Genomic DNA, 19,142 nt, shown 5'->3' on the forward strand with positions numbered 1-19,142 from the left:
CATTCATATCTTTGCCTCCGATTTTAGTAATCAAGCTATCACATAGTTTGGTGAGAGGGAATCCGGTGTGAATCCGGAGCTGTTCCTGCAGCTGTAATCCTCATTAAGTTGGTTAGAAGTTCAAAAGCCACTGTTCCTAAGTCGGAATGGGAAGGTTTCTAACCAGAGGAGAGCCAGAATACCTGCTAAAGTCTTACAATAACATCAAGCTTCCAGGATAGAAGTATGTGTCATACAAAAAACGATTCAATTTATTTTTTGAGACATAACCAGATAGAGGCTTGTTGTTTTATTTTGTGTACAAATAAAACACTATATGAGGCTTTTAGCATTCGCTATTCTGGTGGCATGCGTACAATCCGTATGCGCCCAAAGCATATTGAAAGATCCGAAGGAACTTTCCGTGCTATTGAACGAGGTCGTGGTCACCGGTACGGGTACCGAACACTATCTGAAAGACGCCCCTGTGCAAACAGAGGTAATCACCGGCAAAGCCCTTGACAGTTACCAAGGACGCAGTATGCAAGATATTCTGGAAGGACTGAACGCTTCCATCACCTTCAATCCGAGCGACATGGGTAGTGGCATCCAGATGAACGGATTAGGCAACGATTACATCTTGATCCTTATCAATGGCAAACGGATCAACGGAGATACCGGCGGACAAAACGACTTGAGTATTATCAACCCCGCCAATATCGAACGTATCGAGATCGTAAAAGGTGCCGCCTCTTCCCTGTATGGCTCGGACGCTATCGCCGGTGTTATCAATATTATCACGAAAAAGAACCGGGATAAAGTGAGCCTATCGAATACGACTCGTGTCGGATCATATGGAGATATATTGGAAAGCGTACAAATCGGCTTTGGGCATAAGAGAGTGAATTCCACCACCTCACTTAGTACGACCCATACGGACGGCTGGCGAAATACGACCCAAGAATGGGACCATCACGAGGTAATGGATGGAACCGTGACACGAACCGTAAACCGATCCACGAACTTTACGTTAAGGGAGAACTTAACCTACAAAGTGAACGACCGGCTGAACCTTTCGGCCGATGGCTCTTTTTACCAGAAATGGAATTATCGTCCGCACGGCGCATTCAAGTATTATACCTATGATCAATTCTACCGGAACTTCGATGTGGCCGGAGGAGCTAAATACACATTGGGAGGACTGAATTTTCTTTCGGTAGACCTAACTTATGGTAACTATAGTTATTTCTATAATTACCATCATAAAGATGTTACGAACTTCTTCGATCCGGAGACGGATTTACGTATCACTCGTTATCCCGGAGAACATATTCTGGAAACCTCTCAACAACGTTTCCTAGGACAAGCCAAAAGCGTATTCCATCTCGGGGAAAACAATATCCTAAGCGCCGGACTCGAATATCAATACGATCATTTGAAATCTCCCCGGCGTATCGAGAACGGGAAAGCCTCCGTATTTACGGCTTCCGCTTATGTACAAGACGAATGGAACCCGACGGATCGGTTGAATGTGACGGTAGGTGGGCGCTTCGTCGTGCACCAAGAGTTCGGGGCTACGTTTACCCCTAAAGTCTCCGCCATGTACAAACTAGGCGACTTCAATATCCGAGCCACATACTCAAATGGATTTAAGGCTCCTACCTTAAAGGAGTTGCACGATGATTATATCACGCAGATCGGCGGCGGCCCGTGGAAACATTATTATGGTAATAAGGATTTAAAACCGCAAAAGTCCAATTATTATTCGGCGAGCGTAGAATATCACGCATCGAACCTGCAGATCACGGTAACAGGATTCTACAACCGTATCAAGAACATGATCGCCTTGACCGAGATCCCGACAAGCGCCGAAGACCGATTGGATGAGATCGAGGCCAGCATGCAACACAAGAACTTATCCAAAGCCCGCTCTTTCGGGGGAGATATATCGCTCACCTATCAAATCCTATCTTCCTTGGCTATTGGTGGAGGCTATAGCTATACGGATGCCAAAGCGCAATATACGGATGATCCGGCCGACTCGAATTATATGCTCTACACCCCGATCAACGGAACCTCATTCCATAATGCCAATTGGAAACTAGCATGGAACCATGCGTGGAAAAAGTATAAATTGGATGTCACCTTGTTCGGCCGATACCAATCCACCCGCTTTTATATCACGGACGGTGATGGAAAAAGTTATCAGCTATGGCGATTGAATACCCGTCATAACGTATTGAAAAAGAAAAAATGGAACCTAGATATCAATGTCGGTATCGATAATATCTTCGATTATGTGGATCGTACCCCGTTCGGACGCCATCGTGGAACTACGTCTCCCGGACGGACTTGGTACGCCTCCTTTATCGTGAAATTTCAGAATAAACATAAACTATAAACAATCTTAAAAGTTAAATGCGATGAACAAATTTAAGTACCTTTTGCTTGCGGCGAGTCTATTTGCCTCAAGCGCAGTTTTTACCTCCTGTGATGATGGAGACGACGACAATACCGCAAACCCGGCGGAAGAAGTCGTAAAGACAAGTAAGAAACATGACACGGCGATCTTGTTGTGTACATTCGGTAGCACATTCAAGGAGTCTATCAAGACTTACGACGCAACATTGGCCGATTTCCAGAACGCATTTCCCGATGCGGACATCTATTTGTCATTTACCTCCCGTACTTGCGTGAATCGTGTAGAGGCAGAGACCGGTATCGCACGTTACCAACCGGACCTTTGGTTACAAGCTCTAGGAAATGCCGGTTACAAGAAGGTAGCGGTACAGTCCTTACACATCATCCCGGGTGAGGAATACCTAAGCTTGATGAATACGGACGTGAAGAAGAAATTCATGATCGAGTCTTTCCCGAGTGTTCAAGTCGTAAAAAGCCCTTGTTTGGTATACGACGAGGATGATGTGGAAGCCGTAGCGAAAGTCCTATACAGCCACTACAGTGATAAATTGGCTGATAACAAGAACATCCTTTTATTAATGGGACATGGTAACCCGGATAAAAACTATAACGCAAATACGAAATACACGGAAACAGAAGAGGCTATGCAAGCCTTGGCCGCTAACAAGAATGTATTCGTAGGTACCGTTGATTACGGAGATATGTTGTTCTGGCCGGAAGAAGGCGAACCAAATGAGGAATGTGTCTACTCCAAACTTACCAAATACTGCGAGGATCATAACTTAAAACCGGAAGAGATCACGATCTCCTTAGCTCCGTTCATGTCTATCGCCGGAGACCATGCGCATAATGACCTTTGGGGTATCGAGGAGGGTGATGATTTCAGCGCTGCCGCTCCTAACGCCGACGCTTGCTGGAGACTAAAACTTTTGAAGATGGGCTTCAAGATTGACACGAAAGAAAGCCATAACGGAAGTTTAGAGAACTGTAAGATCATAGGCTTAGGCGATTACGACGCTGTTCGTCAGATCTGGGTGAACCATCTAAAAGCATTATATAATGATGCGGAGGCTTGGGAAACCGGAGAAGACTACCAGTAAATAATTGAGAATTGAGAATTGAAAATTGGTTCAGTAAGTACTCACTAATTTTCAATTCTCAATTTTCAATTGTTCAGTGTGTATATAATTTCTTTCGATCAAAAATCGTCGCCCGTTTATATTTCATGGCGAAACGGATGTGATCGATAAATAAAGACCGGATCGCCGGATTCTCACCTAGAGGCTTTAAATAAATATCCACATCGAAACCCTGTTGACGTAGCCCTTTCTGCCAGAAATCCGTAACCGTATTTTCCGTACCTCGAATCAGTACGAACATAAAAGGAATCAACTGCACACGCTTATGACCGGCTTGGCGCATTTGCTCACCTACATCCTCGATCGTAGGGAAACCCTCACGGGTTCCGGTATAATAATCTTTCATTCCTTTGGTCTGGAACATATACCCCAATTTCGCGTAAGCCGAGTTACTGGCATGATAAGTTCCGTGCGCCACCAATAACTTAGCCCCATTTTTAGTCACTCCAGAAGGTGAGGAAACCGCTTTCATCACCGCCTCATAATCGGTATCATCATATAACAAGGGATTACCTACACGCAAATCCTTAAACAAACCTTTTCGCTGTTCCGCCTCTTTGCGGATCGCTTCCATCTCCACACCCTCTATAATGATAGTCGGTTGGATAATTACATGGGTAAACCCTTGATCACGCAACTCCACCAAGGCGTCCGCCGGCAACTGAACCCAAACACCTTGCGCCCTCAACCGACTCACTACGCTACGGGCGCTATAAGCCTGCCGGACTTCCACGTCTGGGAAAGCCTCCTTGACACGCTTGTTCATCACATCGAGTACTTGGGTACGAGCTTCCGGGTAAGCACTCCCGAAATGTACCATCAAGATCGCTAACTTATCTCCCTTTTCCATGCTCTCCCGGATATCGGAAGCGTAAAACTCCCGCCCGGGTTTCGCCCATAATGAACAGGCGAGCCCGAGCAGGAGTGAACAAACAAACATGGATCGTAAAAATCCCCTATACATTATTATATTAGTTAATAGTTGACATGTGACAGTTTACTGCTTGAAACGGACCAGAAGGCTGACGTAATAGGTACGGCCCGGGGTCAATGTAGCGTAATTGTAATTAAAGGGACGATCATCTACATAATCAAAAAGGTTCTCGATACCTACTCCCGGTTCCAACAAGAAATCGCCGGCTCTAAACGTATGGCTCGTATTGAGATTCCACAAGGAATATTTCGGTGCGTATCCATAAGAAGTAGAATAACGTTCCCCTTGGATACGTCCGTTAAAATTCACGTTCAGCTTATACTTATTCCAAGTATGAGACCACATAGCCGCTACCGTACCACTATGCTTAACGGTCTTATCCAAAGGTTCATCCTCGTATACGTTCTTTCCATCCATGAAACTATAGCCACCATTCAAGGTAAAGCCCGCTCCCAGATAACTATTGAAGGTCACGTTAATACCTTTGATCTTCGCTTTATCGATATTCGCACGCATCTGTATCTCATCATAATCCGTACCATGGGCGGTGTTATAAGCATCCCGTTCCGCCGTATCCAATATCTTATAGTTAATCATGCTACGTACGTTATTCATAAAAGCGGACACGGACAAAGAAAAATACCGCATCGTATATTCTGCGCTCAACGTGAAATTGTCGCTCTTCTCCGGGTCCAGATCCGGATTACCGATCGTAAGGCGAGTCGCTCCAGACGCTTTCTTCTCCGATTCCGTATACAACTCTTTCAATTCAGGTGTACGGAAACCAGCCGCATACGATCCGCGGAAATTAAAACCGCCTACCTTATACAGCAAAGCCACGTTAGGAGTCGCATAACTCTTAAAATTCTCATGGTAAATATAGCGCAAACCCGCGTACGCTTGGAAATGCTCATTGATATTGATCTCGTCTTGCGCATAAAGCGCGGTCGTGTACATACTTTTACCCGCTATGTTATCCGTCTCGCTACTCAGTAACTCTTTAATGAACTCCGCACCAGCCGAAAGCTTATTATACTTGCCCAGACGAAAGATTCCCTTGACATTCAAGTTATGGTAATGAATCCGTTTCGTCATATCACTCTCTCCGCTTTTCTTTCCATCAAAGAAATCCTTATACGTACTATGATTGTCCGACAGATAATCAGCGTTCAAATAAGAGTTCTTATTAATCATGTATTGAGCGCCCGCCCCATAAGTGAACGTCTCTTTTCTCATATCATAGTTGGTCGTATTCACTTTATCCATCGGCATCGGACGATCGCTGGAACGTCCGAAGAAAGTACCACGCACATAAAAAGACAAACGATCCGTAACGTCGTACGTGAAACGTTGGTTGATCACGTTCCGGTGAAATCCCTCGGAAGCTTGCTTATTGGTAGGAACCAACTCGCCTTTACTCTCCGTATAGGGATTTAATTGCCAACCATCGGCCCGTTGATATTGATAAGAAGTATATGAACCGAACTTCCCTACATTCACGTCCGCGTTGACCGACTGCAAGAATTGGTTCTTGCTACCATAACGGCTATTGCTCGTCACGTTCACCTTATTGCGGGAATCATCCGTGATGATATTGATAACGCCGGCGATCGCGTCGCTACCATACAAAGCGGAAGCGGCCCCGTTCAAGATCTCTACCCGTTTTACGTTAGACATATCGATACGGGAATAGGTATCATCGCCGGCCAAACGCTTACCGTTTTCCAAGATAACCACGTATTTCTCTGTCAATCCGTTCATATTCATCGTAGCCCCCTGTCCGTTTTCCATAAATACGATACTCGGATTCAGCTTGGTCATCGCATCTTGGAAATTGGTTACGCTCGCCTCTTTCAAGTCTTTTCCCGTAAGCACTTTCACGGGAATAGGGGAATTACTCATGCGGCGATGCGAACCGGTACCGGTTACCACCACTTGATCGATATTCACATACTTTTCTTTCAGCTTAATAACGACATCTTTTTCCGAGTGATCCGTTTGATACACGCCTTGCTCATAGCCAAGGTAAGTCACACGAATACGATGTCTACCATCGGGAAGGTTCAGCTCAAATTTTCCGCTAGCATCCGTGGTTGTACCATTCAAGGATTCCGACACGCGGATATTCGCGCCCGGAATTGGTTCATTACTTTCATCCACGACCTTACCCTGTAAACGTACCTGCGCAAATGATACGTTTATCGCACAACTTACAGCTAAAGCCGCGCACAAACACTTTCTTTTCATAAACGATTTGTTATTATGTATATTTCCGCTTTCCTGACCCCGAGAAAAACAGCAATAAAAACGCTTGGCAGGTTTCCTGACTTACCTCGTAGAAAACGACCTTCCCGTCTTTTACAGACAGTGGTATGAGAAATGTTTTCTACTTTACAAAAGCTTACAGTAGCGGGCACTGCTCCGGATTCACACCGGATTCCCTCTTTATGACGAAACCGGATGGTTTTACGTCATCACCAAAACGGGGGCAAAAGTATGAATTATTTTATATAAACAAAAATATATCCCAGCTTATGTTCTTTAAAAGCTTTACAAAGAGAAGCTTACAACACACCACATCGCCAAAAAGGAAAACAAAAGCAATCATACAAGACACAAAGTTTTCCAAAACTTTTCACAACGCACTACAAATTAACACCTTAACATAATTTAATCAGCAAAAAGTTTTCCAAAAAGAAAATCATATAGTGTAATAAGATACCTTTGCACGCATAATCAATCACAAATTAATCGACATCATGATACAGACAGTTGTTAAACGGGACGGGCGTATCGTTGGCTTCAACGAGGAGAAGATAGTAACCGCTATCCGTAAAGCCATGTTGCATACAGACAAGGGAGAAGATATGCAACTGATTCGCCAGATCACAGATCATATCTCATTCAAGGGAGAACCTCAAATGACCGTAGAGGCGATTCAAGATGCCGTGGAACTGGAATTGATGGCCAGTAGCCGGAAGGACGTAGCGCAGAAATATATCGCTTACCGAAATCAGCGAAGCGTAGCCCGCAAGGCGAAAACACGGGATATGTTCTTGGAGATTATCAATATCAAATCCAACGACATCACCCGTGAGAACGCGAATATGAACGCCGATACACCCGCCGGCATGATGATGAAATTCTCCAGCGAGACCACCAAGCCGTTTGTAGATGACTATTTATTGAGCGAAGAGGTCAAGGAAGCCGTATCTAACAACTACCTCCATATTCATGATAAAGATTATTATCCGACTAAAAGCTTGACCTGCGTACAACACCCGTTGGATCGCATCCTGAAATACGGGTTCTCCGCCGGTCATGGCGAATCACGTCCGGCTAAACGAATCGAAACCGCAAGCATCCTTGGCTGTATCTCTCTAGAGACCGCCCAAAACGAGATGCATGGCGGACAGGCGATACCGGCGTTCGATTTCTACCTAGCACCTTACGTACGTAATAGCTTTATCGAGGAAGTAAAGACCTTAGAGGATTTATACGGACAGGATTTCTCCCACTTATATAATAAGCCTATCGACGATTACCAGACACAGACCTTGGATGGATTAAGCGGTGATAGACGCATTATACAACATGCCATCAACCGCACGGTAAGCCGTGTACACCAATCGATGGAGGCTTTTATCCATAATATGAACACGATCCATTCCCGTGGAGGCAACCAAGTGGTATTCAGCTCCATCAATTATGGGACCGACACCTCGGCGGAAGGTCGTTGCATCATCCGGGAGTTATTAAAAAGCACTTACAGAGGCGTAGGTAACGGCGAGACCGCTATCTTCCCGATCCAGATATGGAAAAAGAAACGAGGCGTAAGCTATCTGCCGGAAGACCGTAACTACGATCTTTACCAATTGGCCTGCAAGGTCACCGCCCGTCGTTTCTTCCCGAACTTCTTGAATCTCGACGCGACCTTCAACCAAAGCGAGGATTGGAAAGCGGACGATCCTCAGCGCTATATCCACGAGGTAGCGACCATGGGATGCCGTACCCGTGTATTCGAGAATCGTTTCGGACCAAAGACTTCTATCGGACGAGGTAATATATCCTTCTCGACGATCAATATCGTGCGATTGGCTATCGAGTGCATGCAAGTGGAGAATAAGGAAGAGCGTATCGCCCTATTTTTCGCTAAACTGGATCATATGCTGGAACTTACGGCTCGTCAGTTGCATGAGCGTATGGAGTTCCAGAAAACCGCTTACGCGAAGCAATTCCCGTTGTTAATGTCTTCCTTGTGGTTAGGCTCGGAAAAATTGAAGCCTAACGATCCGATTGCCTCCGTTATCAACCAAGGCACCTTGGGTATCGGCTTTATCGGACTGGCCGAATGCTTGGTAGCCCTTACCGGGAAGCATCATGGCGAAGATGAGGATTCGCAAGCCTTAGGCGTAAGGATCGTTACGTATATCCGGGATCGTGCCAACCAATTCTCTGAGCAATACCAACACAATTATAGCGTACTGGCAACTCCGGCTGAAGGCTTGTCCGGCAAGTTCACGGGAAAAGATCGTAAGCAGTTCGGATCGCTCCCCGGTATCACGGATCGGGATTATTATACGAACTCTAATCACGTCCCGGTATATTATAAGTGCAGCGCCCGTCATAAAGCCGAAGTGGAAGCTCCTTATCATGATTTGACTCGTGGCGGCCATATCTTTTACGTAGAGATGGATGGCGACGCTACCCATAACCCCGAAGCGATCATGCGTGTCGTGGATATGATGGATAAATACAATATCGGATACGGTTCCGTAAACCATAATCGTAACCGTTGTCTGGATTGTGGCTACGAGAACTCCACCCCGAATCTGGAAGCCTGCCCGAAATGCGGCAGCAAACACTTGGACAAACTTCAACGCATCACCGGTTACTTGGTAGGAACCACCGACCGTTGGAACAACGCCAAGCTATCCGAGCTGAACGACCGCATCACCCACAACTAATTTTCAATTACCATGTTGTCTATCATAGATATCATCGAAGATACCACCGTAGACGGTCCGGGATTCCGGACCGCCATCTATGCGGCGGGTTGCCCGAACAAATGCCCGGGTTGCCACAACCCCGAATCATGGGATATCCATAAAGGGAAGAAAGTAAGAACGGAAGAGATCGTGGAGAAAGTGCTGGCTGACGAGTTCGCCAACGTCACCTTCAGTGGTGGAGATCCCATGTTCCAGCCGGAAGGCTTCACCGAGGTAGCCAAGGCGATCAAGGAAAAAAGCCAAAAGACGATCTGGTGCTACACGGGATATAAATTCGAGGACCTGATAAAGAACCCGGCACAAGCCGCCTTATTATCCTATATCGACGTATTGGTAGATGGCCGCTACAAACAAACCCTTCGGGATGAGAGCCTTTTATTCCGGGGAAGCAGCAACCAACGGTTAATTGACGTACAAGCTTCTTTAAATAAAAAGGAAATCGTAAAATACAAGTACGATCCTTTTATTTAAGGCTTTTAAGGCACACACATGCATAAAATCTTGTACGGAACAAGAAATAAACATCCATTCTCTTATATATAAAGAGAATTACATCAGCATCTATTCCTCAATTTTCAACGTGGTCTGTACAAACCACGGCGTGGTTTATAAAATCCACGGCGTGATTTGTACAGACCACGTCGTGATTTATAGAATAGAAGCGCATTCAACAAAGAATATATAAGTATCCGGATAATTATTCTTACTGAAGCGAGACGGATATTAGCATGATTTCATACCTTTGCATCCGAATTGGTTCCGTTCGCTCGTTCGGGCATACGGATTAAAAGGGAATCCGGTGAGAATCCGGTACAGTCCCGCTGCTGTGAAACTCCTTTAACATTCTAATACTACTTTCGCCACTGGCCTAGTAAGCCGGGAAGGCATTAGAATGGGAGTCAGTCAGAAGACCTGCCATTCATTTAAGATTCATATCCTCGTGGGTTAGGGTATAGAGAACACATATATAAGAACAAAAAGAAGATGATGACAGACAAGGAAGTATTGTTATTACGGCGCAAATTGGATCTTTTGCTCCGTACGGGAAAATTGTTGATGGAAAGTGCCGCCGATACGAACCGTATCGAGCGCAACATGAAGCGGGTGGCCGCCTTTATGGGGATTCCCGAGGAGAAATTGCATATCGATATCCGATGGACCATGATTATGGTGAACGTAAGCGATGAGCGAAACTCATTCTCCAAATTCCAGAAATGCGAGAAACATGGTATTAACATGACAACGATATCACAGGTCAGCAAGCTCTCATGGCGGGCGATCGAGCAAGATTATTCCTTGGATAAATATGAGGAAGAATTGGAAAAGATAGTTCGCCAACCTCGGAATTATACCCCTTATATCGTAGCGATCGGAGCAGGATTCGCTTGTGGAGGTTTCTGTAAGTTATTTGGAGGAGACTGGATCGCGTTCTTGTTAACCTCGATCTGTACTTTTATCGGTTTCAGGGTGCGTGCCCGTTGTGTAGAGGCTGGCCTTAACGCCTACATGGGGATCGCTCTTGCCGCCTTTATTTGTACTTGTCTAGCATATGCCTCATCTTTTCTGGGAATATCCGGTACTCCGTATCTCCCGTTACTGGCTTGTGCCCTATTCATCGTACCGGGCGTACCTTTGATTAATTTTGTAGACGATATGATCGATAATCACTTGCTGGTCGGTATTACCCGTGCCGCAAACACGGTGATGATGGTAGCGGCAATGACTTTCGGTATCGCTTTCGCCTTGCGCCTGCTCGTGATGAACGACGTATCGATCGACCATAAATTCAGCGAACTAAGCATGGTCCCACATGATCCGTATTACGTATATGCGATAGCGGCCGCCATATCCGCCGTTGGTTTCTCTATGATATTCAATATCCAACGCCGTTTATTATGGGTGGTTGCTTTAGGCGGTATTATCGCCGTATGCATCCGGAACTTCGTGAACTTCGAGCTGGGCTATGGTCCCGTGATCGGCTCGTTTATGGGAAGTTTCGTTGTCAGCCTGATTGCGGTGAAAGCGGTTCATTGGTTCCATGTACCGAACCATGTATTGACGATCCCTTCTGTTATCCCAATGATCCCGGGAGTATTGATGTATCGCTCGTTATTAGGTTTTATCAACCTTCACGGGGTGATCGGCGAGGTTACGAACGCCTTCTCCAATGGTATTAACTCCGCCCTCATCATCCTTTGTATCTCTTTAGGCGTAGCCGTCCCCAATATCTTCGCCCGTCGTTACATCGCCAAAGACCGTCAACGTTATCTGCAAGAGGAGTTGGAGAAACGCAGGCAAAGAGGTAAGTTTATTGAGTGGTGACTTTAGCTGATCATTCGTGGGTATTCGCACCCTTACTATTGTAACGTTTGCGTATTCAACTTGATTGGTTTAGATTTATGAAGAGGTATGTGGGTCAAACATACCTCTTTCTTTTCATCTCAGTTTCCTGAATTGTTTCTTTATCCAAAAATAATAGCCGGTTATTGCGAAGATCGTCCCCAACAAGGAAACTAAGCAAGTCAATATACGGGTAGTCATTCCCCCCCACGAGCCGACGTGTACGGAATAAATCCATCCTCTTATCTTCCCCGATTTTGGGAGATCTTTATATAATTGGACTTCCGTAATCTCACCCGTAGCAGGATCAAAGGAGTAACGGTCGCTTCCTCTTGTATTCCCATAACGGGCCGTAGAAACCGTAGCGGAGCCATCTTGGATCGTGATTGAGTTAAAGTCCGGATAATGGCTTTTCAATGCCGATAACACCTCAGCCCATTGTGTGTAATCCGTCTTTTTCTTCGCGGGTTTCTTTGCGCCGGAAGAAGCTGGAGCATGATGCGCTTGAGGCGGGTTTGCACTAATACCGAAGACACTATAAAAGGCATTTCGATACCAACCAAACGACCATGTTAATCCGGTTAACGCTAAGATAAGCAGGAGCAATGCCGCATAGAATCCCCCGGAGACATGTAAATCATAGAAGAAACGGAACCAACCAGCCTTGGTCTTTACTTTCAACCGGTTTCTCAATACTTTTTTATTACGGGGATACCAAATTACGATTCCACTTATAATAATAATCGCCAAGACCAAAGTCGCATAGCCAACTATTGATTTTCCCCAAGAAAAACTTCCATCCCGTTTATACTCATCAAGTAACCAACGATGAAGACGCATCATTTTCAGGAAAAAACCTTGTCCGTCATCCATCCCGGTCACCTCCCCGGTGTAGGGATCAATAAAACCCGCGGCCTTTTTCCCCGGTAATACCAGTTGATAAGTTCGTCTCGGGTCAGACGATACCCGAATACCGTTTATTCGAACCGAATCGGGTAATTGTTGGCGCGCCGATTCTATCAAGGCGGCAGGCGAGAGAGGTTCCCCTTTTACTTCCTTTACAAAATAACGGGAAGGGTAGCCTAATTCTAATATCTCTGTCTCAAAGACGAGAATCGCCCCGGTCAGGCAGACAATCGCAATAATAATGCCAAAAGGTATCGATAGCCATAAATGTACTTTCGCAAAGAATTTTCTCATTTTCCGAATAATTGTTTAATCCCGTCATATATACCCGGAACCGCTACCGTTCCATGGTTCTCGTCGGGAAATGATTTACTAAAGAAACGCAGGTTCTCCGCTTGTGGCAAAACCTCCGAAAGAAGATAACTCACTTTGTCAAGATGAATGTCCACCCGGTCCGTCCTTTTTTTAGACGCGACACCGATATACAGGCTTTTCCCTTTAAAATCACGGCCTGCAACCAAAGCCTCCGCCTCCCGGACCAACCGCCCCTGATCCCACCACAAACTAGGGTCGACCGCTAGATAGGTATCAAATAATTCCGTATGACGAAGAAACGTATTCAAGGTGAAAAGCCCCGCATACGAATGACCGATAAGCATATTCCAGCCGTTCGTGCGATAGGCACTATCGATAGCAGGACGAAGTTCTTCCGTAAGAAACTTACTGAAAGCCTCACTTCCCCCTCCTTGCGGAATCGCATCTATGGAGATTTTACCATCCCGTCCGGCGGCTGAAGCGGTAGGCGTAAAATCACGTGTCCGATCCGTATTTAATACCCCGACAATAATACAGGGAGGTAGATATTTACCTCTACCGGATGCCAACGTTTTCCTTATGCCTACCAGCGAATGAAAGAAAGAATCTCCATCTAGCAGGTAAACAACCGGATAGCGTTGTTTCGTATCCATATTATAATGCTCCGGCAGGTTTATCCAATAACTCCGGTCTTCTTGCAATACGGTAGAGTACAAAACCAGTTCCTTTCCTATACAAATATCCTCCTGGCTCCGCAGGGTTAGCGGGAGCAGGAGGAATATTAAAAGAATGTGAGTCCGACTCATACTTGCTTATTACTCTTGAGCGGCAGTCAATTTACCTACACCACTGATTTGCTCTGCCTCAACGGTAAGACCTTTTGTTGCGGTAGCTGTCTTCGGATCGATACGATACACGGCAGGTTGACTTCCATCGGTAGTCGTAACCGCCATATAAGCGATACCATCCTCCGAGAACGGAGTATTGCCAAATCCGGAAATAACATCCGTGGAAGGCAGCCCCTTCACGTAAGTAAGACTCTTATCCTCTCCTTTATAAATAGCCAACTCTTTCGCGGCGAATCCGGATTCAGTCAACGGACGATCATACATCAACAACAAGAAATAATCTTCCGTGATATGCCAACAACGCAAGAATGCCTTACCACCCGTCTGTGCCTCCAAATTACAATAATAATCAGGATCAAACTCCTCCGCATTAGCCTTAATACGAACTACACCGGCCGGCAAAGTCGTTTTCTGTACCTCCGCGGTCATCGTCTTGGCATAGCTGGGCGAGAACACATACACATCGCCGTTGTCTGCCGTCCAAATGGTCTGGTAGTATTGAGAACGGTTACGTCCGCAAGCATAACTGATCTTATCCGTCTTTATCAGTTTCGGGTTCTCGAATTTCTCGTTCGCATAAATAGCGACCCAAGCCTCGTTCGGATATTGCGTCCATTGCAATTCCCCTTTTTCGTAAGCGCCACTACCGCTTCCTCCGGATTCTGTCTTTACCAGCTCCGGGTATTTAACATATTTACCTCCCTCCGCTTTCACGCCGTACTTACTCAATCCCATCGGGATAGCCGCAGAATAGATCCGGCCGTTCGCTTGGAGAATACCCGCTAACGTAACGAACTCGCCATTTCCCAAATAATTCTCCGACAAGATCGTATTCGTGTTTGTCGTAAACGTCTCTTTGGCCACATCCAGATAAGAGAGCAAGAAGCCTTTAGGCAGATAACCATTCTCGTCCGCATATTCCTCACCCAGATCACCGGTAGAAGATGTAATGATATAGTCGCCGTAGATACCATAAGAAGTAAATCGCTTGATCTCGTAAGTATTATCACGCTCTTTAATCTTACCTTCCGCATTCAGTACGTATGAAGAAGTAACACCGGCATTTCCCTGGTTGTAAACCAAACGATACAAATATTTATCCTTATAGAAGATCCATTGCGTACCGCTTTCCGTAGTGAGTCCGTTGTTTTTAGCGGAGATAGAGCCATCACCCAGCGTATCGGCTGTCAACAAGTAATTTGCGTCACCGACAGAAGCGGCGACTACATAGCTCGAAACCGCCTCCGAGGTCGATCCTCCGCCATTTCCATTCCCGTTGCCTCCGTTATCCGGGTTTACAGGATCGTCGTCACTACAAGAAGTAAATACTCCCCCAACCAATAACGCGGCGGCAAGACCTGTCATTAAATAATTCTTCTTCATGTTGTTTTAATCTATTATGTTTTGAATTAATTATTGATAAATAAAAGATAGTCACACTTTAAATTAATTACCGAAATAAACCCTCACCTTACCATAGAAAGCCCTGCCAGCCTTCTGCAAGCTGAAGTTATCGTATAATTTCTCGTTCGTGAGATTCCTGCACTCGAAAGAGATATTGTAACGCCCGTTCTGTATACCATAAGAGAGTGTCAGGTTATGCGAGAATTGAGTTGGTACCACAAATTCGGATTCACTGCCTACTGCCTCCGAATACAGCGGGAAACTATGCATATATAAATTATCGTAAGTGACACTTAGCGTATTGCCTTTCTTCCACAAATTACGCCAGTAGAAGGTCACATCCGAGTTGGCAAACTGATAAGGAAGATTCGGCATACGTGCGCCATATGTCAAGCTCTCTTGGTTCGTCCCGCTGGTAACCGTCTTCACGTTATCCCTTACATTCATCTGCGTAAAGTTTCCTCCTACGCTTACCCAGTTAGCGAAACCGTAGCGAACCGAGATATTGTAACCCTTGGTCTCTACACGACCATGATTCACATAGGTAGCGCCATATTTACCGCCGCTCAAATCCGATATATTCCGTTGGATATAATCTTTCGTATTTCGGTAGATCAATCCGCCTTCCACATATACGGAATGCTTACCGAATGTCTCGTTGTAGCTTAAATTCAGATTCACGTTATCGCTGTTCTCCGGTCTCAAGGAAATATCGCCGGTCTCAAGGTCCTCATCGCCAAACATCTCCTCATTGGTCGGCAGGCGATAGGCTTTCTCATAGGACAATTTCGCTTGCAAGCTTTTCAAGATAAAGTAAGTTCCCGCGGCCCCATATCCCATCGCGCTTACCGAATTGGTCGTACGTATATAGTCATCTTGAGCCGAGGAAGTAGCGACAGGCCCCGCGATAAACTGGTTGTAATATTTACCGAACACAGACAAGTTCCAATGTTCCGTCGGCATCAAGCGATACGAAAGACCGCTGATATTTTTACGGGTTTCCTTCGGGATAGCGTTCGCTTCCGAGTCCTCGTTCAAAAGAGACTGATTCGAACGCCGGAACGCATTGATCACGTGATTGAACGTGAATGTATGCGCCTTACCGATACGGTAGTTAGCTGTTAAGGTTCCGTTCCAGTTATTATTATCCGACCGGGTGTTCTGATAAGATTGCTCGCCGGGCATCCGGAGCGGACGCATCTCGCCACGCCAATTATATTCATAGGAAGAGGTATCTACATTGTTCGTCATGTTCTTATTATAATTCGCCGTCAATACCACATCCAAGCCCCTAACGAAGAAATCACGCTTGCGATAGTCCAACGACGGCATGATCGAGTATCCCTTCCGATATTTGCCGCCAAACACCACTTCTTGGCGTACGCCCGTCTGTATATCTTTATACATATGTGAATAGGTAAACCCGAACATCAAACGATCCGCCCATTTCTTATCCACGAAACCGATTTTCCCGATAACGGCCTCGTTATGATACGTATCATGAAAACGCTTCACATGCTCGATCTTTTTCTTATTGATCGCTCCGGTCGTAAAGTCCTTCACCGGAGTATCCACATAGTAATTATTATCCGAATAATTCTGGAAAACGTTGATCTCATACGTGAGTCCGCTCCGGAAAGTTTGTCCGAAGTTCACATAAGATTTATGCGTATTGAAAGACCCGTATGAATAAGAAGCATCCAAGAACCATTTGTTCCGGTTCTTCTTGGTGATGATATTGATAACACCTCCGATAGCGTCTGTTCCGAAACCCACCGGTACCACACCCTTATAGACCTCTATACGCTCGGCATAATTCACCGGAATGTTATTCAGTCCGAAAGAACTGCCGACACCTTCTTGCGGAACCCCATCGATAAAGATCTTGATATGCTTGCCGGTAAATCCATCCATCATCAGTTGCATATCCGAGCCGACACCGCCAGACTCCCGGATCTTCATTCCGGGCGCTTGAGCCAAAGCCTCACTCAAGTTCTGGGTTGAATTTTGCAAGGCTTTCGTATCGAGGGCCACGGCATTGAACGCAGAACGCTTGAGCCGGGTCACGCCATTAGAAACGACAACCACCTCATCCAACTCCGTAGCCTGAGGGCTGATTACCACATTCATCTTTGTCCGTTCCCCACGCATCAGTTTCACGGGTTTCTCTACCGTCTTATATCCGATAGCCGATACTACTAATGTATATTCTCCTGCGGGAGCTTGAAGATGATAGATACCTTCCTCATTCGTAGTCCCGCCGTAATTCGTACCTTTTAGATAAACGGTAGCGAAATCCACGGTTGTTTTTTCCGTGGACAGGACTTTACCCGATATCATTGTTTTATGTTGAGAAAAAGCCGAGATGGAAATAAGCAATAATAAAAAGGAGAGGAAAAGCCCTCTGATTTTCTTCATCATCATTTAATCAATTATGTTATTTAAAACGTTGCAAAGTTACGATCAGAGACTACCGCCCCACAATACCTAAGAATGGGTAAAATCACATTAAAAATCCACGGAGGTATACCAAACAATCCCCTTATTCAGGTAATTGGATGTATGGAGTAAGTTCGTAAAATTGAGTTATGTCAAATTTTAAATCTATTTAAACCCAATCGCAAGTTTTTGAGAGACATTTTCTTAATAAACTTCAAAAAGGTTAACTATATTTGCGAGAAACAGATGTTTAATTTTAATTCTTTATCACCATGACAGACAGAAGAACATTTTTGAGAAACATTTCATTACTTACTTTAGGGGGCATAGCCAGCCAAAAAGTAATGGCTTCAAATCCCACCAGATCCATACCCGCCACGGATGCGGTATCCTCGGCAACCGCCGGGAAAAAGATGGGATTGCAAACCTATTCGCTCGGACAGGAGTTACTGCAAGATATGCCTAACGGGTTGAACCGATTGGCAAAAGCAGGATATACCGATCTGGAGATTTTCGGATATAGGGAAGACACTGGTAAATTCGGTGATTATAATCCTAAAAATACGACATTCATCGCCTCCAAGGATTATAAGAAAATGGTGGATGATGCCGGTTTGAGAATCAGTAGCTCACACCTGACCCCTTCTCTTCGTGAGTACACGAAAGAGAATATGCCCAAATTCGACGAGTTCTGGAAAAAGGCAACCGATATCCATGCCGAGCTAGGTGTTAGTTGTATGGTACAACCGAGTTTACCCCGTATCGAAAACGAGGATGACGCCAAAGTAGTATCGGAGATCTTCAACCGTGCCGGAGAGATCACGAAGAAAGCGGGAATCCTATGGGGCTACCATAATCACAGCAATGAGTTCAAACGGGTATTGAAAGCCGGCGAGAAACCGGAACAGAACCCGAATCCGTGGGCACCTCCTAAGGGTACTTATATCGAGGAGTTATTCCTGAAAAATACCGATCCGGATAAGGTTATGTTCGAGTTGGATGTATATTGGGCCGTTATGGGGCAGCAAGATCCCGTGGAATGGATGGAGAATTATCCGAATCGTTTTAAGTTATTGCACATCAAGGATCGTTGGATCATCGGTGATTCCGGTATGATGAATTTCCCGAATATATTCAAAAAAGCGTACGAGATCGGTATCCTCGGCTACTACGTGGAACTGGAAGGTGACAAAAAAGGCCGTACCCAGTTCGAGGGCGTAGAGAAGAGCGCCGCCTATTTGCAAGCCGCTCCGTTCGTTAAATAAAACATCCCGATTTATCCCATAAAAAAGACAGTGTTTCCGTAGGGCGATCATACGCTTGGGAACACTGTCTTTTTATTTATTTTGCCTTCAAAAAAACACGTACGTCTTTTTTCGGAAACACGTACGTGTTTTTCACGAAACAC

At 45.4% G+C, this 19,142-nt stretch carries 12 protein-coding genes and 3 riboswitches; of the genes, 6 read left to right on the forward strand and 6 right to left on the reverse strand.

The genetic code is table 11. The features are described 5' to 3' along the window. Positions 1 to 7 precede the first annotated feature (7 nt). Positions 8 to 205, forward strand: a riboswitch (cobalamin riboswitch). Between the two features lie 111 nt (positions 206 to 316). Together D7V92_RS00425 and D7V92_RS00430 are read left to right on the forward strand one after the other, a co-directional pair. Continuing rightward, positions 317 to 2,380, forward strand: a complete 2,064-nt coding sequence (locus tag D7V92_RS00425) for a TonB-dependent siderophore receptor (protein ID WP_121772061.1) — start codon at positions 317 to 319, stop codon at positions 2,378 to 2,380. Positions 2,381 to 2,402: 22 nt separating this feature from the next. Further along, positions 2,403 to 3,500, forward strand: coding sequence for a sirohydrochlorin cobaltochelatase (locus D7V92_RS00430; RefSeq protein WP_008779148.1), 1,098 nt, complete (start codon positions 2,403 to 2,405; stop codon positions 3,498 to 3,500). A 73-nt stretch (positions 3,501 to 3,573) separates the two neighbouring features. On the opposite strand, the gene D7V92_RS00435 is transcribed toward D7V92_RS00430, so the two are convergent. Continuing rightward, the gene (locus D7V92_RS00435) at positions 3,574 to 4,503 is read right to left on the reverse strand and encodes a sirohydrochlorin cobaltochelatase (RefSeq protein WP_039848534.1); all 930 of its coding nucleotides are present in this window, start codon (positions 4,501 to 4,503) and stop codon (positions 3,574 to 3,576) included. Positions 4,504 to 4,536: 33 nt separating this feature from the next. Further along, positions 4,537 to 6,720: a TonB-dependent receptor gene (locus D7V92_RS00440; RefSeq protein ID WP_121772062.1), complete on the reverse strand. Its 2,184-nt coding sequence runs from the start codon at positions 6,718 to 6,720 to the stop codon at positions 4,537 to 4,539. Between the two features lie 48 nt (positions 6,721 to 6,768). Further along, a riboswitch (cobalamin riboswitch) is annotated at positions 6,769 to 6,970 on the reverse strand. 262 nt (positions 6,971 to 7,232) lie between these two features. Here D7V92_RS00440 and D7V92_RS00445 point away from each other — a divergent pair. The 3 genes from D7V92_RS00445 to D7V92_RS00455 all read left to right on the forward strand — a co-directional run bounded on the left by D7V92_RS00445 (position 7,233) and on the right by D7V92_RS00455 (position 11,804). Then, on the forward strand, positions 7,233 to 9,440 hold the full coding sequence (locus D7V92_RS00445) for an anaerobic ribonucleoside triphosphate reductase (RefSeq protein WP_121772063.1): 2,208 nt from the start codon (positions 7,233 to 7,235) through the stop codon (positions 9,438 to 9,440). 12 nt (positions 9,441 to 9,452) lie between these two features. Continuing rightward, positions 9,453 to 9,953, forward strand: a complete 501-nt coding sequence (nrdG, locus tag D7V92_RS00450) for an anaerobic ribonucleoside-triphosphate reductase activating protein (RefSeq protein ID WP_008772872.1) — start codon at positions 9,453 to 9,455, stop codon at positions 9,951 to 9,953. 266 nt (positions 9,954 to 10,219) lie between these two features. Next, positions 10,220 to 10,417, forward strand: a riboswitch (cobalamin riboswitch). Between the two features lie 49 nt (positions 10,418 to 10,466). Next, positions 10,467 to 11,804: a threonine/serine exporter ThrE family protein gene (locus D7V92_RS00455; protein ID WP_008779144.1), complete on the forward strand. Its 1,338-nt coding sequence runs from the start codon at positions 10,467 to 10,469 to the stop codon at positions 11,802 to 11,804. A 114-nt stretch (positions 11,805 to 11,918) separates the two neighbouring features. Here the strand turns inward: D7V92_RS00455 and D7V92_RS00460 are convergent, their stop codons facing one another. The 4 genes from D7V92_RS00460 to D7V92_RS00475 form a co-directional block, all read right to left on the reverse strand. Beyond that, positions 11,919 to 13,022 carry a PepSY domain-containing protein gene (locus tag D7V92_RS00460; protein ID WP_057326156.1) on the reverse strand — a complete coding sequence of 368 codons (1,104 nt, stop codon included), beginning with the start codon at positions 13,020 to 13,022 and terminating at the stop codon, positions 11,919 to 11,921. After that, positions 13,019 to 13,849 (reverse strand): alpha/beta hydrolase, encoded by an 831-nt coding sequence (locus D7V92_RS00465; protein WP_057326155.1) that lies wholly within the window; start codon positions 13,847 to 13,849, stop codon positions 13,019 to 13,021. The genes D7V92_RS00460 and D7V92_RS00465 overlap by 4 nt, the downstream gene beginning before the upstream one ends. Before the next feature lie 9 nt (positions 13,850 to 13,858). After that, positions 13,859 to 15,274 carry a DUF4374 domain-containing protein gene (locus D7V92_RS00470; protein WP_044545610.1) on the reverse strand — a complete coding sequence of 472 codons (1,416 nt, stop codon included), beginning with the start codon at positions 15,272 to 15,274 and terminating at the stop codon, positions 13,859 to 13,861. Positions 15,275 to 15,337: 63 nt separating this feature from the next. Beyond that, positions 15,338 to 17,719: a TonB-dependent receptor gene (locus tag D7V92_RS00475; protein WP_008777751.1), complete on the reverse strand. Its 2,382-nt coding sequence runs from the start codon at positions 17,717 to 17,719 to the stop codon at positions 15,338 to 15,340. Between the two features lie 287 nt (positions 17,720 to 18,006). Here D7V92_RS00475 and D7V92_RS00480 point away from each other — a divergent pair, with 287 nt between their 5' ends. Continuing rightward, the gene (locus D7V92_RS00480; protein ID WP_009275330.1) at positions 18,007 to 18,999 is read left to right on the forward strand and encodes a sugar phosphate isomerase/epimerase; all 993 of its coding nucleotides are present in this window, start codon (positions 18,007 to 18,009) and stop codon (positions 18,997 to 18,999) included. Positions 19,000 to 19,142 lie beyond the last annotated feature (143 nt).

This window comes from Parabacteroides sp. CH2-D42-20, from assembly GCF_003670185.1.
In the GTDB taxonomy this organism is placed as follows: Bacteria; Bacteroidota; Bacteroidia; order Bacteroidales; family Tannerellaceae; genus Parabacteroides; species Parabacteroides distasonis.

Excerpts from the sequence above, each read along its gene's own strand:
- D7V92_RS00425 (WP_121772061.1), top strand. The coding sequence starts at position 317 with ATGAGGCTTTTAGCATTCGCTATTCTGGTGGCATGCGTACAATCCGTA.
- D7V92_RS00430 (WP_008779148.1), top strand. The coding sequence starts at position 2,403 with ATGAACAAATTTAAGTACCTTTTGCTTGCGGCGAGTCTATTTGCCTCA.
- D7V92_RS00435 (WP_039848534.1), bottom strand. The coding sequence starts at position 4,503 with ATGTATAGGGGATTTTTACGATCCATGTTTGTTTGTTCACTCCTGCTC.
- D7V92_RS00440 (WP_121772062.1), bottom strand. The coding sequence starts at position 6,720 with ATGAAAAGAAAGTGTTTGTGCGCGGCTTTAGCTGTAAGTTGTGCGATA.
- D7V92_RS00445 (WP_121772063.1), top strand. The coding sequence starts at position 7,233 with ATGATACAGACAGTTGTTAAACGGGACGGGCGTATCGTTGGCTTCAAC.
- nrdG (WP_008772872.1), top strand. The coding sequence starts at position 9,453 with ATGTTGTCTATCATAGATATCATCGAAGATACCACCGTAGACGGTCCG.
- D7V92_RS00455 (WP_008779144.1), top strand. The coding sequence starts at position 10,467 with ATGATGACAGACAAGGAAGTATTGTTATTACGGCGCAAATTGGATCTT.
- D7V92_RS00460 (WP_057326156.1), bottom strand. The coding sequence starts at position 13,022 with ATGAGAAAATTCTTTGCGAAAGTACATTTATGGCTATCGATACCTTTT.
- D7V92_RS00465 (WP_057326155.1), bottom strand. The coding sequence starts at position 13,849 with ATGAGTCGGACTCACATTCTTTTAATATTCCTCCTGCTCCCGCTAACC.
- D7V92_RS00470 (WP_044545610.1), bottom strand. The coding sequence starts at position 15,274 with ATGAAGAAGAATTATTTAATGACAGGTCTTGCCGCCGCGTTATTGGTT.
- D7V92_RS00475 (WP_008777751.1), bottom strand. The coding sequence starts at position 17,719 with ATGATGATGAAGAAAATCAGAGGGCTTTTCCTCTCCTTTTTATTATTG.
- D7V92_RS00480 (WP_009275330.1), top strand. The coding sequence starts at position 18,007 with ATGACAGACAGAAGAACATTTTTGAGAAACATTTCATTACTTACTTTA.